The sequence below is a fragment of the Bacillus cereus group sp. N8 genome, from assembly GCF_016483685.1.
Classification (GTDB): Bacteria; Bacillota; Bacilli; order Bacillales; family Bacillaceae_G; genus Bacillus_A; species Bacillus_A proteolyticus.
In genome coordinates this window covers 122,087-144,877 of record NZ_JAEHBK010000004.1, presented here as the reverse complement: position 1 = coordinate 144,877, position 22,791 = coordinate 122,087, and the positions used below count along the sequence as shown (strand labels likewise).

The window sequence follows — 22,791 nt, the reverse complement described above, 5'->3', positions numbered from 1 at the left end:
AATGTTAAAATATACAGAAAATACATATAATTCAGAGGGTGAGAAGGCATGCTAAGACGTAAACTACTATATCTTCTTTTAACTGTACCACTATACGCTTGGCTCATTAGCATGACGAAAATAGAGTTGATGGCTCTATTTTTAGGATATGTATTCATCTTTTCCCAATTAAATCGAATACAAGAGCAATCTATTTTAGAAGTATGTATATTTTCAATTAGTATAGAACTATTTAGTATCGTTTCGATTGTACTATTGAACGAATTATTTCGCTGGATCCATTCATTTGAATTAACGAAATTTGGAAATGTTGTATTGCAAGTAATATGTGCTTATATTGTGTTTGTTGTGTTAGAAAAAATAATCGGGCAGCAGACTGTTTTCCAGGATAAAAGATAATATTATATGTTATTCAAAAAGAGGAGCCGCTTGGCTTCTTTTTTAAATCTGTTGTAAAGTTAATTGAAAATTACAATATCTGTTATATAATAGTTAAAAATTGCACTTTTTACGAAAAGAGATGATAGCATGGCCATATTGTTGGCACTTATCCCGATTATGATGATTTTCATTTGTTTATTTTTGTTTAAACAAACGTCATTAAGAGCCTCATTAATCTCTTATGCTGTTTCTGTTGGAATCGTTTTACTCTCGCCAACGTTTCAATTAGGGATAAGTGAAACTGTGCACGCTACGATTAAAGGTTGGTTAATTTGTTTTATTGTCGGATACGTTTTGTTTTTCGGTATTTTTTTATTTCACCTCATGAACAAAATGGGATACATCGATCAAGTAGCAAGGTTTTTGGAACAAGTCACACATGATCGCTTATTACAAATGCTTCTTATGTGTTTTGGTATTTGCCCACTAATTGAATCAGTAAGTGGATTCGGTATTGGTTTTATGGTCGCAGCGCCGATCTTTCTTTCGTTAGGCTATAAACCATTTCAAGCTGTACTGCTCTCGTTTATCGGTTTGCTGGCTAGTTCATGGGGCGCGATGGCAACGGGTACGATTATCGGTTCGCAGCTTATTAACATACCGCTCACAACTCTTGGCACAAATACAGCATTATTAAGCATCCCGATTTTTGCATACTTTATCTTCCTTTCTTTATACGTTGTCGGTGGATTTCAGGCAGTTATAGAAAAGTGGAAGGAAGGCGTTGGTTTCTTTCTACTATTTTCTCTCGGAATCTATCTTTCTAACGCATATGTAAGTGTTGAACTAGCAGGGATATTAAGTTCTATCGTTACCATTACATTTGGTTTTTTAATCATTAAATTAAAAGGAAAAGATGAACAAAAACTTCTAACAGAGCATGCGGCGGCTACGGAGAGAGAAGTATCGATTATAAAAATTATTAGCCCTTATATATTCTTAACAGTTTGTATTTTACTTTCTCGCCTCGTTCCAGTATTACACGATCTGCTCAGGTCATATGCGGTTCTCGATTTAAAATCATACTCTTACAAACTAGAGCTACTATATTCGCCAGGATTTTGGCTTGCCATGACATGTTTGTTTACAATTATTTACTTCCGCATTCCATCTAACATTATTAAACAATCACTCTCGCAAACGATAAAACAATGGATTCCTTTCGCGATTACGACGACAATGTTCATTGCGATCTCAGAACTAATGGGTGCATCTGGCATGCATTCATTACTTGCAAAAACAGCTGGTGAAACATTTGGGACATTTTTCGTTTTCGTTGCTCCGTTCATCGGTGGAATCGGTGGCTTTTTAACAGGTAGTAACGCAGGATCAAATGCGATGTTTATTAAACTCCAAATGCAAACAGCACAAAACGTAGCGCTCCCGTGGCAATACGTCACAACACTTCAAAACACCGCATCATCAGTAGCGACAATCGCTTGTCCATCACGAATTACACTAGGTGCTTACTTATGTAATATCCCTTACCGTGAAAATGAACTACTAAAGAAGACGACGTTAATGATTTTTGGTGCAGTGTTACTTGTAGTGGTAGAGGTTATTTTTTGGTATATGTTGAGAAAATAGAAAATCCTCCTGGTAAAGGAGGATTTTCTTTTTATATGGATAATGCCTTAAGTATGAAAAGCTTCTACTAAATGAATAGGAGATGAAAGGTATGCCCTTAAAAAACTACGGTGTATTAAAAGGTACAGTTATACAATCAAAGATTGGAAAAGGGAAAACACCTCATTATCAAGTTCATTTACAAGGCGAAGCAGGAGTATACTATCGCATTGCAATTAATGTGAAGTCACAAAGTTATCCGTCAGAAGTTTTGTATTTTGCGAGTAATAATATTCAGTCAGAGGCGATTCATATATTACCGACATTACCGTTTGGTTTTACGGAAGTGAAAAACAATGAACCGAAAGTTGCTTTAGATTATGTAAGAGGAAATCTATTTGACTCAAATCAAATGATTCCTTTACCTGCTGAAAAAGCGGGAGCAGATAATGATCTAAACGAAAAAATAGAGCGGTATATAAAACGAGCGAGAGAAGAAAAAGCGATTATTTACGCGTTTGGTGAAAGATGGGGACCAGAAGAAAATATACCAGATTCATATTTTCATTTTAAACCAGGAAACGGTATACACGATATTCACATGAATCAAGGGAATGTAGAGAAATGGCAAGGTGATAATGGTATATGGCAAGACGGGGGAATACTCATTCACTTTGAGAAGGAAGAAGAATGGATTGGTATCTTCCTTGCATTCCAGTCACAGTCATGGTGTACCGATGAAGAGGGGCATGCTCGTATTCCGGTTGAGCATTGTGATTATAAGAAAAATAATTAGTGAGAAGAGGGCGTTCACAACGAACGCCCTCCTCTCATTTTATAAAACCCAAAACTCACAAGTGTAGAAATACAAGAGAAAAGAAGCGCCACACTAGAAAATGCAATGAGATACATATTATATTTCATAACTTTGCCGATTAGTTGGTTACTGTCGTATTGAAACAGTCCCGCTATTATATTGAATAAAAATAACACGATAAACATGACGATAACACCGTCTATTGATCCTTTAATATCTGGTTTACTTAAAGCGATATGTGCGGAAATACAAATGGCGATAAATAAAAATAACCAAAAGGAAGGATTCAATAAATTATTCAATGTAAATAAACTTTTCAATAATACAAACGTCGACAACAGCATGTTTTGCACCATTTCTAGATTAATAGAAGTAGAAGCGATTGTTTTTTCGAGAGTTGTATTAAATAAGAAATATGAATTTGGTACGAAATAGCGCATTAAAAGAATTAGTGCAGTAATCCCCGAAATAATAGGACCAATTCCAATGAAGAAGTTCCCGATGCGTTGATATATACTTTTTTGATTGTATTGATGTTGTACGTAACCTAAAGCTCCTTGACTTGTATCTGTCGGGAAGAACTGCGTTGCTACAATTTTATGACGAAATAGTATACACATAATTGCATGTCCAAGTTCATGAATAGGGACACCAATCCACGCAGTTAAAAGGAAGCCTTTCCTTCCGAAAGCTCTCGACCAATACATTCGTGTGAGAGATTCTAAATAACCTAATATAAATCCAATTACAATGATGACACCAATTAAAGAGAATAATTGGATCACGCTTGTAAGGAGTGTTTGAAAAATCGAGTTTACAAATTCCACTGTCTTCATCCAATCTTTTAAAAATGTTATTTGCTCTGTTTCATAATAACATTATTTTTCTATATTACTAGCACATATAGTTTCGTTTAAAAGAAGGATTTCATATTCTTTTTCTTGTAGTCATGTTTTATGTACAAAGTCATATATTGAATTTGTAACACCCTATAAGGTATATGCTTAAGGAGGGATGAGAGAATGAAATGTCCGGCGTGTCATACAGAAAATGCAGCGGAAGCAAAGTTTTGCGGGAATTGTGGACATTCGTTAACGGAAGAAGTGGTGGCAAGTGGTGCAGAGGAAGAAGGGGAGCAACAAGCGCGCGTAGCACAAGTAAAGGAAACTCGTCCGAATGAAACGGTAGAGCAAGCGAAACGATTTGCAAGTGGTTATTTCCAGTTTTTTACACATGGTTTAAAAGCGCCGACAGCGATTATGAAAAATGGCAATATTGAAGTGCGAAATGGAATTGTAAGTCTTGTTCTTATTTGTTTTTTAGGAGCATGTATTTTTTATAGAATGATGAGCGCAACGGCAGCTGTTACGAGAACGTTAGTACCAGATATAACTACTCCTACTTTCTTTGGAGAATCTGTAAAAGTCTTTTTCTTTTTATTAATTTTAACGTTATTTGTCGGATTTATTATTTTTGTAAGTGGTAAGATGATGAAATCTTCTTTTTTGTTTCTTGAAGTATTCGGTATATGGGGAACGATAGCGACTCCGGCTATTGCTATATTAGTTCTTTCTTTTCTGTTTAGTTTCCTATTGATCTTCTTTCTACCGATATTATTAGGGGTGGCTACAACGTATATGTCAATTAGTATCATCGTAGCTATATTAAAACTAGATAGCGGTGGATTAGATCCTGTTTACACTCTTCTTATCGCAAATGTTTTAATCGGAATCGCAACGTGGATTGTACTTTGGTCTTACATTAATACGATAATTCAAACTATTACTGGAGGATTTACGGGCTTCTAAGGAAAAGGTGGTTGAATGGATGAATGTATGTACAAAGTGCGGAATTCCGTTTGAAGATGGTGTGCAATTTTGTCAAAACTGCGGGACGAAGAGGGGAAGTCCTGTAGTAAAGAAGAACATGAGCAGAGGTACAAAAGTTGGTATTACACTTTTAGTAATACTTATTATAGCGATTGTTGGATTGTATTTGTACGGATCATCGTATTACACGCAGATGGCACAAGTAGACCGAATGATTACGATTTTACAAGAGAGGGACGGGGAGAAATTAGCTGAGATCATAACGGCAGATGATCCAGCCGTTATTGTCACGAGAGAGAGTTTAACGCCTCTATTTTCATATATAAAAGAAAATCCATCTTACGTGAATGAATTGAAAGAATATTTGAGGCAAGGTGAAAAACAAGGAGATGGAATAGAAAGAGCAGATTTTTCTTTAACGAAAGACGGAAAGTATTTCTTTATATTTGATCGGTATAAATTGAAAGCGAAGACGTATTATACGACTCTGCTTTCAAATGAAAAAGGTACATTATTAAAAATGAACGGAAAAGAAATTGATAAGACAAATGATAAAAAATTTGAGAAGCAATATGGACCGTTTCTTCCAGGGACTCAAGTGTTTCAAGCGGAATATAAAAATGACTATGTAAAACTATCACGAGAGGAAAAGGTTGTACTTATAAAACAAAGTCAAAATAATGTAACGGTAGATTTAACGTTACAAGGGCAATATATTACAGTTCAAACGAATGCGTCTGGTGCAACATTGTACGTGAATCAAAAGCCAGTTACTGCGTTGACCGGAGAAGAAATTACGTGGGGACCGGTAGCGACTGATGGAAGTGCGGCGATTTATTTAGAACGAAATGGAGAAAACGGAAGGGAAACGACCAAGGTAGAAACGGTAACGGCACTGTCGGCTTATAATCTTCCATTCCAAAAGAAAAGTGTAGAAAAAACAGTTGTTTACAATGTTACTCCGCCGCCTACTACTCATTATGTATATAATGGTTGCATCTTCCCGGATAGTGATATTCGAAAATTAACGAGTTCAGATTTAACATATTTATCGAAAGAACAATTGAAAATAGCGAGAAACGAAATATACGCAAGACATGGACATATGTTTCAAACGAAAGATATGCAAGCGTATTTTTCAAAACAGTCTTGGTACAGAGAAAATCCGTATTTTACAGGAACGTTAACAAGTGTGGAATCTTATAATGTTGAACTGATCAAATCAAGAGAATAGAGTGCATAAAAAAGGGACAGTGCATAACTGTACCTTTTTTATGGTTTTTTATCTGAACCAGGATCCCTTGAGAAAAAGATGTGAAAGAGGAATGTGACTTTACTTGCTCCTCCTGATGTACTTGCTTGCACATCAGATAATGCACTAGATGTTAAAACACCTTCAGAATGAGGTGGTACGACTATTTTGAGTGGATCATCTGATTCTGATGATGCAGTAACTGTTATTGTATCATCAGATAAGTTCAAAATTTTAACAGTACCGATTGGTAAGATAGACTTGCCAGCGTGTGATGCTGAAGCGAAGCGAGAGCCTTTCCAAATAGTTTGTGCGAAAGTCTCATCATTAGATAACCAAGCGCGAGCACTATAAAGTGTTGCGTTAATGGAAAACTCTTGGTCAAGTGATAAGGCGGCTTTCGGTTCTTTCGGTTCCTCTGGAGTTTGAGCGAGAAGGCCGGCGCACATGTATGTTTCACCTACTTTCAATTGTTACTGTTATAGCATATTAAACATGTTGTTTATAAGACACGACGGTTACCTAGTAAAGTATAGGTTTGTGCATCAAATTTGTGGATGAAATTCTCTTTCTTTACAATGGAGGTAGGTGTTATTTCTGTAAAATATGGAAATCGTAAAGAGTATGTAAAAAAGAAGGAGTGGTAAAGTGAACTATGTCATTATTGGCGGAGATGCAGCTGGTATGAGCGCAGCAATGCAAATTGTTAGAAACGATAAATCGGCGAATGTTGTGACGTTAGAAAAAGGTGAAATCTATTCATACGCTCAGTGCGGTTTGCCTTATGTCATTAGTGGTGCGATTGCTTCAACTGAAAAATTAATTGCGAGGAATGTGAAGACATTTCGTGATAAATATGGAATTGATGCAAAAGTACGTCATGAAGTAACGAAAGTAGATACGGAAAAGAAAATTGTGTACGCAGAGCATACGGAGACGAAAGATGTTTTTGAATTTCCGTATGACCGTTTATTAATTGCGACTGGAGTGCGTCCTGTTATGCCAGAATGGGAAGGACGAGAGTTACAAGGCGTTCATCTTTTAAAAACAATTCCAGATGCTGAGCGTATATTAAAAACTTTAGAAACGAACAAAGTTGAAGACGTAACGATTATTGGCGGCGGTGCGATTGGGCTGGAGATGGCAGAGACATTCGTTGAACTTGGTAAAAAAGTGAGGATGATTGAGCGAAATGATCATATCGGTACGATTTATGATGCAGATATGGCGGAATATATACATAAAGAAGCGGATAAACATCATATTGAAATTTTAACGAATGAAAATGTAAAAGCGTTTAGAGGGAAAGAGCGAGTAGAGGAGATTGAAACGGATAAAGGGACGTATAAAGCAGATCTTGTTTTAGTATCTGTCGGAGTAAAGCCAAATACTGATTTTCTTGATGGGACAAATATACGTAAAAATCATAAAGGTGCAATCGAAGTAAATGCATATATGCAAACGAATGTGCAAGATGTATATGCTGCTGGTGATTGTGCAACGCATTATCATGTTATAAAGGAAATTCATGATCATATCCCGCTCGGAACGACCGCAAATAAACAAGGGCGACTTGCTGGACTCAATATGGTCGATAAACGAAGATCATTTAAAGGTACGTTAGGTACAGGCATCATTAAATTTATGGACCTTACATTAGCGAGAACAGGCTTAAATGAAAAAGAAGCGAAAGGGCTAAACATCCCGTATAAGACGGTCAAAGTAGATTCGACAAATATGGCAGGTTATTACCCAAGTGCCAAACCACTTTACTTGAAATTACTATATCGCTCCGATACGAAGCAATTGTTAGGCGGTCAAGTAATTGGAGAAGAAGGTGTAGATAAGCGAATTGATGTGATCGCGATGGCGCTTTTCAATAAAATGAGCATTCACGATTTAGAAGATGTCGACTTAAGTTACGCACCACCATATAACAGCGTTTGGGATCCAATTCAACAAGCGGCAAGGAGAGCGGAATAGCACTTTTTTAAGTGCTATTTTCTCGTTAAAGGGGAGTAATCGTTTTTGTCGAATAAAGAGGATTGGGGAATAGTTACATATAAGGAAGGGGATCTGTAAAAATGGTTGTGGAACTTCAAAAAGTTCAAGAATCAGAAAAATGATTTTACGTAATTTATATTCACTATATCTACATGACCTCTCTAAGTTCACTACTAATATAACGATTGGAGCGGATGGTTTTTTGAATCCGAAGATTTGCATATGTTTTGGGAAAATGATGGAATCACTCCGTATTTTATAAAAGTTGATCATAGTATTGTAGGATTTTTATTACTATTGGAACGTCCATTTTTGAAGAAAGAAAACGACTTTGGTATTAATGATATTTTCATATTGAATCAATATAAGGGAAAAGGAATCGGAAAGAAGGTTATTGAAAATTTACTAGAAGAGAAACGAGGACAATATTTCGTTATTGAACTTACAAAAAATATACCAGCTGTTTCTTTTTGGAAGAAAGTATATAGAGAGCTGAAAATTGAATTTGACGAGCGAACACAGCTAATTGATGATGAAGAATGCCTCGTTCAGACGTTTAAAATATAATTAAATAGGTGCCCCTGATATATTACTCTGAAATTTAACTTTATCCCGCTATTTGTGGGAGTCGGGCTGCCTGTAAATGCCCGATTGGTGAGGGCTGATTAAAGTTTCACTTTATTTCGAATATACCGTTCACCCTTGAAAACATAGTACTTATCGCTTATATTGTCATATAGTATTTGTTTTTTAACAAAGCAATGAACGAACCAGGGGGTACAACATGGCAATTAACATGAAAACAATCGAAGAATGGATTGCTGAATCAAACGCAAGAAATGAAGAAGACTTTGGACACGTTGTGGAAGAAATGAAAGAAGTATGTGTCGGACTTGATAACGCGACATTAATTTATACGAAAAATGTATTTTGTTTCGGTAAGAAAGTAGAAGTATTGTTCTTCTTCCAAGATCATGTTGTTATCGGACAAGAAAAAGAAGAGTATGTTGAAATTGAGAAACTAAAGTATGATGACATTACAAATAGCAATCTAAAAACAAATGACAAAAATACAACTGTAGAATTAAAGTTTGCTAACGGACAATCTATCGATTTAGACAGTCTAAATGATAACTACGGTACGAAAAACTGGTTATTTGCAAGACAAATTAAGAGTATCTTTAAATTAATCTAGTGAAAAGGGCAGACCTAAAAGGGTCTGCTTTTTACTTATTTCCTATTACACAAAGGAAACCTCTTTCTTCATAATATTTCACACTTGTAAACCCTGTTTTATAAAAGAGATTTACTAATGATTCTGTCGTTTTAAATTCATCCATATGATATTGAACTTTGAAAGTTTCGGCCACTAATAAAAAGGATCCATTCGGTTTTAATATGCGAAATACTTCTTTTATATCGTGTTTAACGTCAGGCCAGAAGTAGTGGGTTTGAAAGGCGGTAATGAGATCGAAGCAATTCGTATGTATAGAATCTTTCACAGCTTGATCGGAGTAATCAATTCCATATATTTTCCCGAACGGAGTTAGTCTAGAAAGCGTATGTATTGTTTTACCACCCCCACAACCAATATCTAAAATAACTGCATCTTCACGTATATGTATTTTTTGTAAAGCCCAATTTGTTAGTCTCGTATGTGCAGAATTCATAATACAAAGCATTGAGGAACCGATTGTCCCACGAGGATTTTTCACTTGTTTGATTAAACGTTGTAAAATGCCCAATTTAAACGCTCCTTTTATGTAAGGATATATACTCATTTCGCTTTTAATAATTTAACTCCTCTAAAAAAAGCACGCCATCAACCGGCGTGCTTCTAATTATACAAATACCCTTTTAACCAATTACGCGCCCGATACGCCCCAACTGGAATTTGAATGAGAGACGTTTCATTTCCAGTATCAATCCCGTACAATTGATCGCATGAATTTGTATCAAAACTAAGTAAAGGATGACCACCCATTCCCATAGCGGTCGCAGCTAAAACAAGTCTATGAACGAGTATACCAGCTTCCATTTGGTGAATACGATATCCTCTATAGCCTAATGCATTTGTATAGTAATCTTTCTTTCCGACTACATGCAGGCAAAGCGGTACTTGAAAAAGATTCACGTTATCCATCGTCATACTGGATTGAAGGGGATAACGAAGGTCTCCATATCGAAGTGGTTGTATGGAATGCGTTTTACTGTTATAAGAATAAGCGCCGTTTTCTATATCTTTTACGTTATAAAAACATCCATATAAGGAAACGCGCGCATTTTTATTTACATACTGACCGTCAAGGTCGTTGTAATAAGGGAAGGAGAGGCTCGCTTCTTGTAGTAAAGTAGCGAGCTCGGCTGCGTCCCATTTCGTTAAAGTAAAGTCAGCATCAGGTGAATATCGCTTTTTACAAAGATGTAAGAAATCATAGGATAAACGTTCCACTTTAGGTAGCTGTACAGCATGTGCACTGTATTGCTGTCGATTTTTTTGAGTTAATGTTTGGAAGTGTTTTGTCGATTCAATCATAGAAGCTGCGTTAACTTTTGTTATCATCGGATATTCATCTACATGCTTTGAGCGAACGAAATGCTCATGTGTTAACGGCGGGATTTGCTGCAACAAGTCATGAGAAGTAACAGTTGTATTTTCACGGTAATCATTATGAAACCAATCTTTATGCGGTTCTATACTTAGAGGAATAACACCATACACATTTTCCTCGCCTTCAGACAGTCCAAGTAAATGATTCATTGCTCGGTCTAGAAACTGAAAATATACTCCATTTGTGTAACCGAATTGTTTTGCGCATTCAAGTAGATGCCCGATTAGAACACCACTATCTAACCCTTGAAGCCGGTATGAAAAATTATTGTATTTAAAGAAATTTTTCCAAAACATAGTGGATACGAATACTGTGCCAAAACAAGAATGTATGTTACAACGATTGCCGAGTGCTTCTGTAAGATAAGAATCGAAATTTCCCTCGCGAAGTAAGATAAGACGGTGATGCGCGGCGTCATAATGGTAAATGCCGTCTGGATAATGATCAATTTTTAAATACATATATAATTCATTTGGATATAAAGCACCCCCAGAAGGGATGAATCTTCGAAATAGAGTCGTTGTTTTATTATTTTCTAGGCTAGTAGTAGGTTGACATAATTGTGTTAAACCAAATGAGTACCAAAGATAATGCCCGATTTCCTCTAAGTTAGGTTTAGTAGAAGAGTTCCGCAAAGTTAATGGGATTTCTAAAGAGAGAGGGATGGCTGGTAAATTTCGATATAATTTATAAGGAAGTGGTGCGTCGTCCCAGTCTACCTCATGATTCGGCATAATTTCATCAATAGAGAAATGGAGATGATGTAAAAAAGCATCCAGCTGCATGAAATCCCCTCCTTTACTATGGAAACGGGTGTGGATGTGGATTTAATTGTTCATTCGTTAAAGGCTCAGCCATATATCCAAGTGTCATCGGTACGGTATACACTCTATCCAGTCCTGTAACCCGAGTGAGATGATGTCCGAATGTCATTGGAAGCATGCCTGGAATTAATACTTTTACACAATGTAATCCGTTCTTTTCTATGAGAGGAACGGTTTGATCTACAACGATTACTTCAAGTCCAGATTGATGTAACCTGTTTAAAAGTTGATGAAGATCAGATGTTAAATCCATATCAAATGATTGTAATGCCCTCATTTCTTGAAACGTTTGCACCGGAGCATCTTCACGTAAAAGGAAGTGAAGACGTTCTTCCGCTTCTTTCAATCCGTACAGCATACTATGGTCTTCCATTTTATTAACGAGATAAGAATCTTGTAAGCAGTTTTCGTAATACTCTCTTTTTTGCTGGAGCTCATCGTCTGTTATTAGTAACATGCCAGCTATTTCATGAATTGCACTCTTTAGAGCTCGGATTGGGTCTAAATGAGCGCCTCCCGCACAAACAACGTTCATTCCATTTTCACGCGTATTTTTTGCAATGACCCATAAGCTCGGGATGCCATGTTCCATCGTCGCGTTAAAAGCGTATAATTCATACCCCGTAATCGTGTGTAACCGCTGGATCATTAATTGTAATTCTGTATCATTTGCTGAACTAAGATCAAGACGAGGAAGAGGTAATTCTGCATACCATGTGAGTAAAAAAGCATCGCGCTCTACGATTTCTAATATGCCATGAAAAATGGCCTCTTCTAAACTACCACCAATCGCACATCCATTTGATGTTTCATACACAAAAGCATCTCTATGACCAAGGCTATAATAGGCGATTGATTCTGGAACTAAAAGTGGCCGTTTTTGTGATAAAGAATATCCCCATACCCAGTTTTGTTCATAATCAGGATCAAATGGTTTAAACGGAAAACTATCACGATTATAATGTTCATTTGTATGCACACCGAGTGTGCGGGGATTTAGTGCATGATCCTCAAAATCATGAAAACTACCATGCACATTTGTCTTTTTCCCGCGAGGTGACATACCGCAATATCGTTCTAAACCTTCTAAAATAGCAGTTGCCTCACTTAGTACAAATGAATGAGTTCGGCCTGCAACACCTTCATTTCCGAATATTAACGGCATGTTTATAATGACGTCAGCAAATGGCAATAAAGAATGCTGCATTTTTCCATTCAAAATACCAGTCCGGTAATCTAAATAGTCTCTCGTTAAAAATGTGTTTAGCTCATGAATAGAACGACAGCGATACGTTTCAGTACTTGTTTTTAAGCTCGGTTGTAAAGAAATTTCTGCCGCATCCGCAGTATCATCAGGTAAATTACTACATACAGAACAGAGAGGGTCTGGAAGGAAAGAATGCCGCGTACATTGCAGGGTTTGTAAGTTTAGTAAAATGAGTTCATTTTCTAAAGAAGAATGTCCGTGAGCTAATATTTTTTCCGTTTCAGCATGAATGAGCTGGCACATTTGTAACATCCCATTTTGAGTCGCACGTACATCACGCCTCGTCTCGGTATCCGCTTTTAACGCATATTTCCGCTGTAGTTCCCACATTTCTTTTTGATCAAATCCAGCGATAAAGCGTCGTCCATCGGCACAATGGGTACATCCCGTTGCAAGAGGAGGAATGAAAGGACCAATAACACCTTCACCAAAAGAAGTAAATGCACGAAGCCATGGAATATGGTTCGAACGAAATGTCAGCTCAGCATTATGATGAATAGTAGAAGGAGAGCCGTCATGTAATACGAGAGCGAGGTGAATATTTTCAGGGATTTCTTCTGTAATTGTATGTTGGCGAATGATGGAATACTGTTTGCATAATTGATCGTGTACATAGTCTGCAAGTAGGCCATCTCCTGTAAGTAATATATTTTGAATCATAGACCGTCCTCCTTTGCAATTAATACTCCGTATACACCGTCTAAGTTGTCTCTTAAAAATGATTCAATAGCTAAATCAAAAACGAATGGATAAAAATTATTTTCCGCTAAATTTTGTAAGGCAACTTGTAAAGACTGTACGCCTGGAATTTCTTCCTCTTCTTGTATTGCTACTCTAACAGAATCCGTACTATATAAAACAATGGATGATTCTGGCAAAACGTTAGCTTTATAAGGAAGCTCTTCATTTTGAATATGAAGGAGTGCTTGTTGCAGCGCGTTTCTTAACGCCAATGTTATATTAATATTTGCCGAACCGTACCATCTATCATTTATACCGATCCAAATGACAGGAAAACCAAGTAACTCCTCACTCATTCCCACTTTAGGTATCTCATGAATTGTAGAGAGAGCATCATAGTAAAACCTACAATGTTTATCATGAATTTCGGTTAAATCAAGCTCTGTAACCTCTTCTAGCATATGTGATTGGCGTTCCCACAACTTATTATTTAAATGTTTTTGCAGTGCACGGTATACACCTTCTGTCATCGTTTCCCCAGCACCAATACCGATATCAGTATGTTCAGGGATAAGACGATGAATCATTTCAGCTACATACGTTTCAACTCCTGTTAAACCAGCTTCGCGGCGTGCTTCATTATGAGTTAAACCACCACAAGTTATAGTAGGAAGGGGAGAGGTAGGTCCGTCTGATAATGGATTTGCAACTTGAATATAGCATTGTGATAAAGGTAATTGGTGCAAATCTTGTTCATCCCACATGTGGAATATACCAGCTTCTTTAGAAGTTAATGTATCAAAAAAACGAAAAAGTTCAGTTGAAGTATATTGTCCAGAACGATGGGCAAGGTTTTCTTGAAGATTTTGCACCGTATCAATTGTAAAGATTTCATCGGTTGCGAGAAGATGCTTTATAAAAGGGTGCCACTTTCCTTCAAGTGTTTCAAAGTTTAATAAAAAGAATTGAGGATTATGCTGCCGGTTTAAATCGTCAGCGACATGTTTAAATAATTCAAAAACGATAACATTTGCTAATATTGCAGATGTGATTGGTGAGAAAGGCTCGGGCGGATTTTCATTTTGCAAAGTAGTTTCGTGTAGACGATGCCATGCGGATTCCCAGCATTCTTCACGATCTGCTATTACGACGGGGCCAGCTAAACCGATTCTTGATAAGCAAATGGCTGGTATGAAATTTTTCCCCTCATCTCTACAAATAGCATGTATTGCTCTTAAACTTTCAATATCTCCATTTTGAGAAACGTATAAAATCCAGTCGAAAGGCTCGAATACTTCATGCAGGGGACGATCCGTTGTAGTATCTATTTCTTGAATAAATACATTGTCATCAAGTTCATATGCACGTTCTACTAGCTCATGAATTCGATCGTAATTTGTTTCCGCATAATCTGTGACAAGATAATGAAATTTAGGTAATCCGGATTCTAGTAAAGAAGAAACTAAGGAAGTAAGCATATCCCCAGAACCAATTATAAGGACATTTGCCGCACGGTACGTCTCGAATTTTAAAGCACCTGAATGAGAATCGGCTTCTAAAAATTCAATTTGAGAAGCGTACCTGTCGAGTAACGCACTGTTTAATTCATGAGGAGCATCTTGACTTACATCACGGGCGAAACCATTTTCATATAAAATCTCTCCAATTTCAAATACACGATTTTGATAGGGGAGAGGGAGACCATCGGTTATTTCTGCTAAAGAATAATTACCGTTAAACATAGGCATTAATTTTTCAATCCAGTTATAAATCCCATCACCGTCCATGCGGAATGAACTGGCGTTATTTCGAAAATAGACACCCCCGTTTGAGTCGGGGAGGAAGAAAGTATCCTTATTTGCTTTAAGTTTTGCATGAGCTGGAAGGTTACGCATTTTAATCCTCCTTACGTTTTAAGCATACATTATTAGCTTATGTCATGTGATTTGTCCCGTATGAACGTATGAACACAATAAAAAAAGGCTGTAGAATGATTCATTCTACAGCCTTTAATAGATTAATAATCTATCAACCTTCTAATAATAATGATTTTGGATCTTCAAGCATATCTTTAACAGCAACAAGGAAGCTAACTGCTTCTTTACCATCAACAATACGGTGATCGTAAGATAGTGCAAGGTACATCATCGGACGGTTTTCCATACGCTCGTTATCAATCGCAACTGGACGTACTTGGATTTTATGCATTCCTAGAATACCTACTTGTGGGCTATTTAGGATTGGCGTAGACATTAGAGAACCGAATACACCCCCGTTTGTAATTGTAAATGTACCACCTTGTAGCTCTTTTAATGAAAGTTTGTTATCACGTGCTTTTAGACCTAAATTACGAATCTCGCTTTCAATTTCAGCGAAGTTCAATTGGTTAGCATCACGTACAACTGGAACAACTAATCCATCTGGAGCTGCTACTGCAATACCGATATCATAGAATTTTTTAATGATAAGCTCATCGCCTTGAATTTCAGCATTTAATAATGGGAATTGTTTTAATGCTGCAACAACTGCTTTTGTGAAGAATGACATAAAACCAAGACGCACATCATGTTTTTTCTCGAAAGCATCTTTGCGTTCTTTACGTAATTCCATGATCGCACTCATATCAACTTCGTTAAATGTTGTTAACATTGCAGATGTTTGTTGAACTTCTACAAGACGTTTTGCAATTGTTTGACGGCGGCGGGACATTTTCACACGCTCAACTGGTTTTTCGAATTCAGTTTTTGCAACTGGAGCCGGACTTTGTTTTGGAGCAGCTGGTGCTTCTTTTGGCGCTGCAGCGTGAGCTTGTACATCATGTGGTCTCACACGTCCAAGTGGATCTGTGCTGCGTACGTCGTTTAAGTCAATTCCTAATTCACGAGCCATTTTGCGAGCAGCTGGTGATGCGATAGGACGATTTGTATTTGGTAAACCTTGCAACGCTTTATTTTGTTCAGCACTTGGAGCTTCTGCTTTCGGTGCTTCAGTAGTTTCTTGTTTTGGTTGCTCAGCAGGTGGTGCAGGTGTACTTACTGCAACTGGTGCTCCGTTTGCATCTAAAATTGCGATAGTTGCGCCAACTTCAACTGTATCCCCAGGTTCGCCTAGTAACTTCGATACAATACCTGAATCTTCTGCAATGATTTCTACATTGACTTTATCAGTTTCAAGCTCAACAACGCTGCCACCTTTCTCAACTTTGTCGCCTACGTTGATAAGCCATTGTGAAATAGTTCCTTCTGTAATAGATTCTGCAAGCTCAGGTACTTTAATTTCGATCATTTTAAATGTCCTCCCCTTATTTGCCTAACGGTGTGTTTTTCTTCTTTAATCTTCGGTAATCTCCATGTATTAGCTCGACTTGGGCAGATATTCTGCCCAAGTTGAGCTAATGAAATTCGTTGTTACTTTCAGTTGCTGAAAACTTCAATTTCTTGTTTATCTTGACGGAAGTTGTACTTCACATCTAAAGCGTGTGCAACAATTAGTTCTTGCTCAGCTTTGTGAGCGAATGGATCGCCACCAGATGGGCTAGAACGATCCGGACGTCCAATGTAACCTGTTTTCACTTTATCTCCAGCTAGTTCGAACAGAATTGGAGCCATGTAATGCCATGCACCCATATTACGAGGTTCTTCTTGAACCCAAATGATTTCTTCTAAGTTTTTAAAGCGTTTAATAATAGATTGAACTTTCTCAGCAGGGAATGGATACAACTGTTCAATACGAACGACATGAACTTCATCTAAGTTGTATTCATGTTTACCAGACTCGATTTCTGCTGCTAAGTCAATCGCCATTTTACCTGTGCTTAAAACAAGGCGTTTTACTTTGTTTGGTTTCATGCCAAGGTTTTCTTGCTCTAAAGCAGGTTGGAAACGTCCTTCGCTTAACTGACTAGCAGTTGAAAGCGTAAGTGGGTGACGTAATAAGCTCTTCGGCGTCATAAGTACTAATGGTCGAACGGCTTCTGTTCCTAAGATAGATGCTTGACGACGTAAGATATGGAAGTATTGAGCCGCACTCGTTAAGTTTGCAACTGTCCAGTTGTTTTCAGCAGCTAACTGTAAGAAACGCTCTGGACGTGCACTAGAGTGCTCTGGCCCTTGACCTTCATAACCGTGTGGTAATAGAAGGACTAAACCTGATTTTTGACCCCATTTTGCTCTTCCTGCTGAAACATATTGATCAAATAATGCTTGCGCAGTATTTGAGAAGTCACCATATTGCGCTTCCCACATAACAAGAGTTTCTGGAGCGAATACGTTATAACCATATTCATAACCAACAACTGCAGCTTCAGATAACGGACTGTTATGAACAGAGAATGAAGCATTAATGTTTGGTAAGCGATGTAATGGTGAATATGTTTCATTTGTATCAGTATCGTGTAATACGATATGACGATGCGCAAATGTACCACGCTGTGAATCTTGACCAGTTAAACGAATTGGCGTACCTTCTTGTAAAATAGAAGCGAATGCTAATGACTCAGCAAGTGCCCATTCAATTTTACCGTTCTCTTCAAGAGCATCTTTACGGCGCTCAAGAATTTTCTTCACTTTCGGATATACGTTAAATCCTTCCGGCCAAGATAATAAGCCTGCATTAATTGCACGAAGTGAGTCAATCTCAACACCAGTATCGATTGGCTGAATGCCCTGTGCAACAACATCTGGCACTTTAACGTGAATTGTTGCATCGCTCGTATCAGCTGGTGGTACTTGTGCATAGTCAGATTTTAATTGCTCTTGTATAAACTGTGTAACTGTTTCAACCTCATCTGCATTTAGAACACCATCAGCTTGTAATTGATCTGCATAAATTGCTCTTACAGTAGGGTGGTTTTTAATTTTTTTGTACACTTGTGGTTGCGTAACCGCTGGGTCATCCATTTCGTTATGACCATAGCGTCGGTACCCAATTAAATCGATCAAGAAGTCTTTTTTGAACAACATGCGATATTGAATCGCAAGGTTAGCAGCAGCAAGACAAGCTTCCGGATCATCAGCGTTCACGTGAACAATCGGAATATCAAAACCTTTTGCAAGGTCACTTGAATATTTCGTAGAACGAGAATCATAGCTATCAGTTGTAAAACCAACTGCATTGTTTGCGATAACATGAATTGTTCCGCCCGTTTGGTACGCGTTCAATCTGCTTAAGTTGAGTGTCTCAGACACAATACCTTGACCAGGGAATGCAGCATCACCATGAACTAAAATTACGAATGACTTTGACGTATCTTGTTCTGGAAGACCAGATTTTTTACGGTTTTCTTGAGCCGCACGTGCGAAACCTTCTACTACAGGATTAACGAACTCAAGATGACTTGGGTTATTTGCTAATGTAACGCGAGTGCTAACTTCTTCATTACTAACGACTTGTTCTCTACCTAAGTGGTATTTTACGTCGCCAGTACATCCAGTATTTGCCACTGCGCCTTCTATTTTTGCATGTTTGAACTCAGCAAACATGTGACTATATGGTTTTTCTAATACGTGTGCAAGTACGCTTAGACGACCGCGGTGAGCCATACCAATCATGACATTTTCTACGCCGCCCTTGGCACCTTCTAGAACAATTTCATCTAGAACAGGTACAAGCATATCAACGCCCTCGATAGAGAAACGCTTTTGCCCAACGAATGTTTTATGCAAGAATTGCTCGAAACCTTCAACAGCTGTTAAACGTTTTAAAAGAGCAGTTCGTTTTTTATTTGATAGTGGTTGACGCAATGAATTTGATTCCACCATTTGATGCAACCACGCGCGTTCTTCACTATCTTGTATATGAGAAAATTCATAAGCTAAAGATTTTGTATAAACGTCTTTTAATCTATGAATTACATCAAGTGCAGTGTGAATACCTTCTGGTGCATCTTGCCATACTGTTTTCGCTGGAATCGCTTTCAAATCAGCATCGCTCAGTTCGTTCATTGCTTTCTCAAGAAGAGATTGTCCATTTGCAGCATCTTCCATCGGGTTGATGTGAGCCAACGTATGCCCGAAAGAACGAATCTGCTCAACAAGTTGAACGACTTTAAGAATTTTTTCAATGTTCCCTGTGTTTTGAGGAGAAAAATGTGTTGCTGTGTTGTCCCCTGTTACGACATCATCTTGAAACGAAGGAGCTCCAAAAATTTCAAAAAGCTCTTGTAATTCCGGATCAACAGAACCTGCTCCAGTTACGTAAAGATCATACTGTTCAATAACATAACCAAGGTTCGGACCATGGAACTTGGCCCAAGGGTTTGTCGTTGTATTCTTCCTCGTCATTTGTTTAAACCTCCCAATGCATATAATCCTTTTCCTATACAAAAGGTGCATTTTGCTCTTTTTCAATAATTGATGAACTAAAAATTAATGTAATTGTTTTCTTTACTCTTATGTTATTACAATAATTTACATAATACCAAACACTATTACTTATCTGTTTTGTAAAAAAACATTCACAATAACTTATCACCCAAGTTAATCTTTCATGTTATAAAGTAATTTTACAGAAAAATGGGGTGGATATATTTGGTATACCTACATTAATACCTATAATTGTTGCATTTAAATATAAGTTAAATTGTTAGAATGTTTCGATAAGTATTAGTTTGAATTATGTATATTGAAATAATAAGCGCTTTCATTGATATTATACAACAATATAACGGAATATAGTATAAAAAATAAAAAATTATGAATTTAGCGTAAACTTTATTTCGATAGTGTTAAATATCGAAAGGAAAATGAAGGATTTCTACAAAAAAAGTGGCTAAACATAAAAAATGCTTCATAAACCGTTAGTTTCTATAAATATGGCGAAAAACAACGTAAAAACAATAGTACATTTCATCTAATAAGGAGAAGAATGAAATAGTTTAAAAGGATAAAACAAATATGGAGATATTAAATTTTCACAAAAGTGGGGAGGAGATATAGTAACGGATATATATACATTGTTCCATGTTTCATTTCAAAATAGACATGATTAAGTTGAAAAAGTTTCTTCTATATAAATAGAATGAAAAACAATCTAAATATATGTAAAGGAAACTTGACGTAAAGTTTCCTTTACATATATACTCGGTATAAGGAAGGAGGGAGAAATTTCCTTGGAAAATAAAATGGTCGAATACCGAAAAAAATTCGGACTATCTCAAGAAAAATTGGCTGAGAAACTTGGAGTTTCCAGGCAAACCATCATTTCAATTGAAAAAGGGAAATATGATCCATCACTTCCGTTAGCATTTGAAATAGCGAAAACATTTCAAACAACGATAGAACATGTATTTATTTATGAGGGAAAAGAAGGGGAGGAGTAAAGATAAACTATTCACAAAAGTACTTTGTTATTATGGGAATTATTTTTCTATTTATGAGTGGATTTATGATATTAGCAGGTATAATGACGCATTCTGCACCGCCAATTCCAACTTATACCATGCTTGCAATGATGATTATGTGTTTCTGCCTAAGCTACTTGCACCCGCAATTTAAAGAAAAAGAAGAGCGAATGAAACTCATTCGTTACAAGGGAATGTTCTTCAGCTTTTTTGCGCTAACAGCATACTATCTTCTTTTCTCGATTGGCTTAAACTTAAAAGTAATTACACTATCTGCGGTTGAACTATTGAACATACTTATGGCACTTACGATGAGTACAGTTTTTATCTCATTTGTTGTTTTATCAAAAAGATATTAAGATGGAAGAGAGAAAGGAAGATTAACATATGCAAATGATGTATGCTTTTGGCATTGGGCTTGTATTATTTTTAGCCGTATTCTTATTTATTCGTAAAGACGTTCAAGGTGGGACGTTAACGAAAAGAGGCTTTTATAAAATGATCGGCTGTTTAGTTGTTATGTTTATAGCGATTATCGTAATGATCGTTTTAATAAATCAGTCACTATAGAATTTAAAAATGGAACCTTACTTTTGTAAGGTTTTTCTTTTTGAAAAATAAAACAAAAATTACCATAAAACCCATTTACCATCTATTCTTTATATTATATAATCCAATAAAATGATAGGTAAGGAGAATAGTATATGAATAAAAAAACTATCTTCTTTATAGCGGTATGTCTACTACTTATAGCTAGTATTACTTACATAATATGTAACAAACGAGAACAAGTGCCACCTATGTTAGTATGGGAGGGCCAGGAATACTACATTACGGATGAACCTGTCAAAGCAGAAGCAGTCGGGCAAAAGCTTGGCGAAGTGACAAAGAAAATTGAAACAAGCAAACAACCTACTAAAAATAGGGAATCCAACATATTACAAGAAAAAACAGAAGTATTTGAAATGATTTTAGAAGAAGAGGATGAAAGGCGGCCGATACTCGTAAAAGAACCTAATAGTGAAGAGTATAGAGTAGCAAGGCCGATGTTAAAACAAGTACTATAAAATGAAGAAACAAATTTATAATAGAGAGTAGTGGCGTTATGAGATGGAAAGTAGGAACGTTTGAAAAAATAGAAACGAATGACCCATCTATTGAGCAATTAATACATACATTCAAAGAAAAAACCTAAATGGCGGTGCGATTATAAGCTGTTTTAAAGTAAATAACGAAAATTTTTTCAAAGAAATACCGCGTGGAGAAGATGGACACAAGCGTTTTTTCAGAAGAATCTTTAACTCTTTAGATATAATCAATAACTTAGAAGCGTTAAAAATACATACATCAGAAAAATATAAGTGTCGTTTTAAAGAGCGTCAGGCAGTCATGCTTGGTGGTAGTATTGCCACTTAAATTTTGTGCGGCGGAGCATATGTAGAATTTCAAGAACGACCAGTTGTCGCCAAGCAATTAGCGGTTAATTTATGTCAATACATGTTCCAAGATCGATATGAGGATATTAAAGCATTCGAAAGCTACCGTCCTTGGACAGATTGGTTTTACGGTATTGCGTGGGATACAACTTGGATGGTATTAGATAGTAAGGAGCATAAAATGTGGTTAATCTGTGCTACGGATTCGGATTGAAAGATAAAGAGCCTGGTAGGAATACTACAAGGCTCTTTATCTTTTGGGGAGGAATGGAAAGCGGATCGTATAAATGTTATACTAAAAAACATTTATAATGTAAGTTTTATACTATTGTATGCTGACGATAACTTAAAAGAATTATTGTTTGCGAATGTGAAATTTTTGGATAAGATGTTTGGTAGGAAGTGAATCGAAACGAAAAGACACTTTAGAGAGTGTCTTTTCGTTTTTTTGTAATTAGTAAGTACATAGTGTTTCGCTCAAATCACTAGTTTCTATAAGTAATAGTGAGCAGTCAAGGAGGTATGGAAAAACAAATCGCGTTTAAGAATAGCTCTAGGGAATTAATATCCGGATATATAATATAAAGGGGATTGAATGGGTTTTGCTCACTAATAACTAAGGGTTTGTGTTATGGGAAATACGATTTGAAAAGCGTACCAATTAAGCTGTTTACATAAGTAAATCAAATGTGTAAAAGAAATTAATTGTTTCTAAAATGGACT

19 protein-coding genes and 2 pseudogenes are annotated in these 22,791 nt (G+C 36.7%); 13 read left to right on the top strand and 8 right to left on the bottom strand.

Annotated features, from left to right (window positions below):
* Positions 1–48: 48 nt before the first annotated feature.
* The 3 genes from JDS80_RS09145 (at position 49) to JDS80_RS09135 (ending at position 2,803) form a co-directional block, all read left to right on the top strand.
* A complete protein-coding gene (locus JDS80_RS09145) occupies positions 49–399 on the top strand; it encodes a DUF4029 domain-containing protein (RefSeq protein ID WP_199638117.1) in 351 nt (116 codons plus the stop codon).
* Between the two features lie 129 nt (positions 400–528).
* The gene (locus tag JDS80_RS09140; RefSeq protein WP_199638115.1) at positions 529–2,028 is read left to right on the top strand and encodes an L-lactate permease; all 1,500 of its coding nucleotides are present in this window, start codon (positions 529–531) and stop codon (positions 2,026–2,028) included.
* 91 nt (positions 2,029–2,119) lie between these two features.
* Positions 2,120–2,803: a DUF2278 family protein gene (locus JDS80_RS09135; protein ID WP_199638113.1), complete on the top strand. Its 684-nt coding sequence runs from the start codon at positions 2,120–2,122 to the stop codon at positions 2,801–2,803.
* Positions 2,804–2,817: 14 nt separating this feature from the next.
* Here JDS80_RS09135 and JDS80_RS09130 read toward each other — a convergent pair whose 3' ends face one another.
* The gene (locus JDS80_RS09130) at positions 2,818–3,651 is read right to left on the bottom strand and encodes a hypothetical protein (RefSeq protein WP_199638111.1); all 834 of its coding nucleotides are present in this window, start codon (positions 3,649–3,651) and stop codon (positions 2,818–2,820) included.
* 195 nt (positions 3,652–3,846) lie between these two features.
* On the opposite strand from JDS80_RS09130, the gene JDS80_RS09125 reads away from it, so the two are divergent.
* The gene (locus tag JDS80_RS09125) at positions 3,847–4,632 is read left to right on the top strand and encodes a zinc ribbon domain-containing protein (protein WP_199638110.1); all 786 of its coding nucleotides are present in this window, start codon (positions 3,847–3,849) and stop codon (positions 4,630–4,632) included.
* A gap of 19 nt (positions 4,633–4,651) precedes the next feature.
* Positions 4,652–5,887 carry a TcaA 3rd/4th domain-containing protein gene (locus JDS80_RS09120; RefSeq protein ID WP_199638109.1) on the top strand — a complete coding sequence of 412 codons (1,236 nt, stop codon included), beginning with the start codon at positions 4,652–4,654 and terminating at the stop codon, positions 5,885–5,887.
* A 38-nt stretch (positions 5,888–5,925) separates the two neighbouring features.
* On the opposite strand, the gene JDS80_RS09115 is transcribed toward JDS80_RS09120, so the two are convergent.
* Positions 5,926–6,354, bottom strand: a complete 429-nt coding sequence (locus tag JDS80_RS09115; RefSeq protein ID WP_199638108.1) for a hypothetical protein — start codon at positions 6,352–6,354, stop codon at positions 5,926–5,928.
* A gap of 199 nt (positions 6,355–6,553) precedes the next feature.
* Between JDS80_RS09115 and JDS80_RS09110 the strand changes: the two genes are divergently transcribed.
* The 3 genes and pseudogenes from JDS80_RS09110 to JDS80_RS09100 all read left to right on the top strand — a co-directional run bounded on the left by JDS80_RS09110 (position 6,554) and on the right by JDS80_RS09100 (position 9,104).
* Entirely contained in the window at positions 6,554–7,888 is a 1,335-nt protein-coding gene (locus JDS80_RS09110; protein ID WP_199638107.1) for a CoA-disulfide reductase, read from the top strand.
* Positions 7,889–7,989: 101 nt separating this feature from the next.
* Positions 7,990–8,476: pseudogene (locus JDS80_RS09105) on the top strand (GNAT family N-acetyltransferase).
* A 217-nt stretch (positions 8,477–8,693) separates the two neighbouring features.
* A complete protein-coding gene (locus JDS80_RS09100) occupies positions 8,694–9,104 on the top strand; it encodes a DUF3908 family protein (RefSeq protein WP_199638106.1) in 411 nt (136 codons plus the stop codon).
* Between the two features lie 31 nt (positions 9,105–9,135).
* Here the strand turns inward: JDS80_RS09100 and JDS80_RS09095 are convergent, their stop codons facing one another.
* The 6 genes from JDS80_RS09095 to odhA all read right to left on the bottom strand — a co-directional run bounded on the left by JDS80_RS09095 (position 9,136) and on the right by odhA (position 19,574).
* Positions 9,136–9,654 (bottom strand): class I SAM-dependent methyltransferase, encoded by a 519-nt coding sequence (locus JDS80_RS09095; protein WP_199638104.1) that lies wholly within the window; start codon positions 9,652–9,654, stop codon positions 9,136–9,138.
* Between the two features lie 92 nt (positions 9,655–9,746).
* The gene (locus JDS80_RS09090) at positions 9,747–11,306 is read right to left on the bottom strand and encodes a SagB family peptide dehydrogenase (protein WP_199638103.1); all 1,560 of its coding nucleotides are present in this window, start codon (positions 11,304–11,306) and stop codon (positions 9,747–9,749) included.
* Between the two features lie 16 nt (positions 11,307–11,322).
* Positions 11,323–13,272, bottom strand: a complete 1,950-nt coding sequence (locus JDS80_RS09085) for a TOMM precursor leader peptide-binding protein (RefSeq protein WP_199638102.1) — start codon at positions 13,270–13,272, stop codon at positions 11,323–11,325.
* A complete protein-coding gene (locus tag JDS80_RS09080) occupies positions 13,269–15,188 on the bottom strand; it encodes a putative thiazole-containing bacteriocin maturation protein (RefSeq protein ID WP_199638101.1) in 1,920 nt (639 codons plus the stop codon). The genes JDS80_RS09085 and JDS80_RS09080 overlap by 4 nt, the downstream gene beginning before the upstream one ends.
* A 133-nt stretch (positions 15,189–15,321) precedes the next feature.
* On the bottom strand, positions 15,322–16,578 hold the full coding sequence (gene odhB, locus JDS80_RS09075; RefSeq protein ID WP_199638100.1) for a 2-oxoglutarate dehydrogenase complex dihydrolipoyllysine-residue succinyltransferase: 1,257 nt from the start codon (positions 16,576–16,578) through the stop codon (positions 15,322–15,324).
* Positions 16,579–16,706: 128 nt separating this feature from the next.
* Positions 16,707–19,574 carry a 2-oxoglutarate dehydrogenase E1 component gene (gene odhA / locus JDS80_RS09070; protein WP_199638099.1) on the bottom strand — a complete coding sequence of 956 codons (2,868 nt, stop codon included), beginning with the start codon at positions 19,572–19,574 and terminating at the stop codon, positions 16,707–16,709.
* Positions 19,575–20,401: 827 nt separating this feature from the next.
* Between odhA and JDS80_RS09065 the strand changes: the two genes are divergently transcribed.
* From JDS80_RS09065 to JDS80_RS31390, 5 genes and pseudogenes are all read left to right on the top strand, one after another.
* Positions 20,402–20,611 (top strand): helix-turn-helix transcriptional regulator, encoded by a 210-nt coding sequence (locus JDS80_RS09065; protein ID WP_000428510.1) that lies wholly within the window; start codon positions 20,402–20,404, stop codon positions 20,609–20,611.
* Between the two features lie 2 nt (positions 20,612–20,613).
* The gene (locus JDS80_RS09060; protein ID WP_199638287.1) at positions 20,614–20,991 is read left to right on the top strand and encodes a permease; all 378 of its coding nucleotides are present in this window, start codon (positions 20,614–20,616) and stop codon (positions 20,989–20,991) included.
* A gap of 28 nt (positions 20,992–21,019) precedes the next feature.
* A complete protein-coding gene (locus JDS80_RS09055) occupies positions 21,020–21,202 on the top strand; it encodes a DUF3976 domain-containing protein (RefSeq protein WP_001178300.1) in 183 nt (60 codons plus the stop codon).
* A gap of 134 nt (positions 21,203–21,336) precedes the next feature.
* Entirely contained in the window at positions 21,337–21,699 is a 363-nt protein-coding gene (locus JDS80_RS09050; protein WP_199638097.1) for a hypothetical protein, read from the top strand.
* Between the two features lie 38 nt (positions 21,700–21,737).
* Positions 21,738–22,282, top strand: a pseudogene (locus tag JDS80_RS31390) (hypothetical protein).
* Positions 22,283–22,791 lie beyond the last annotated feature (509 nt).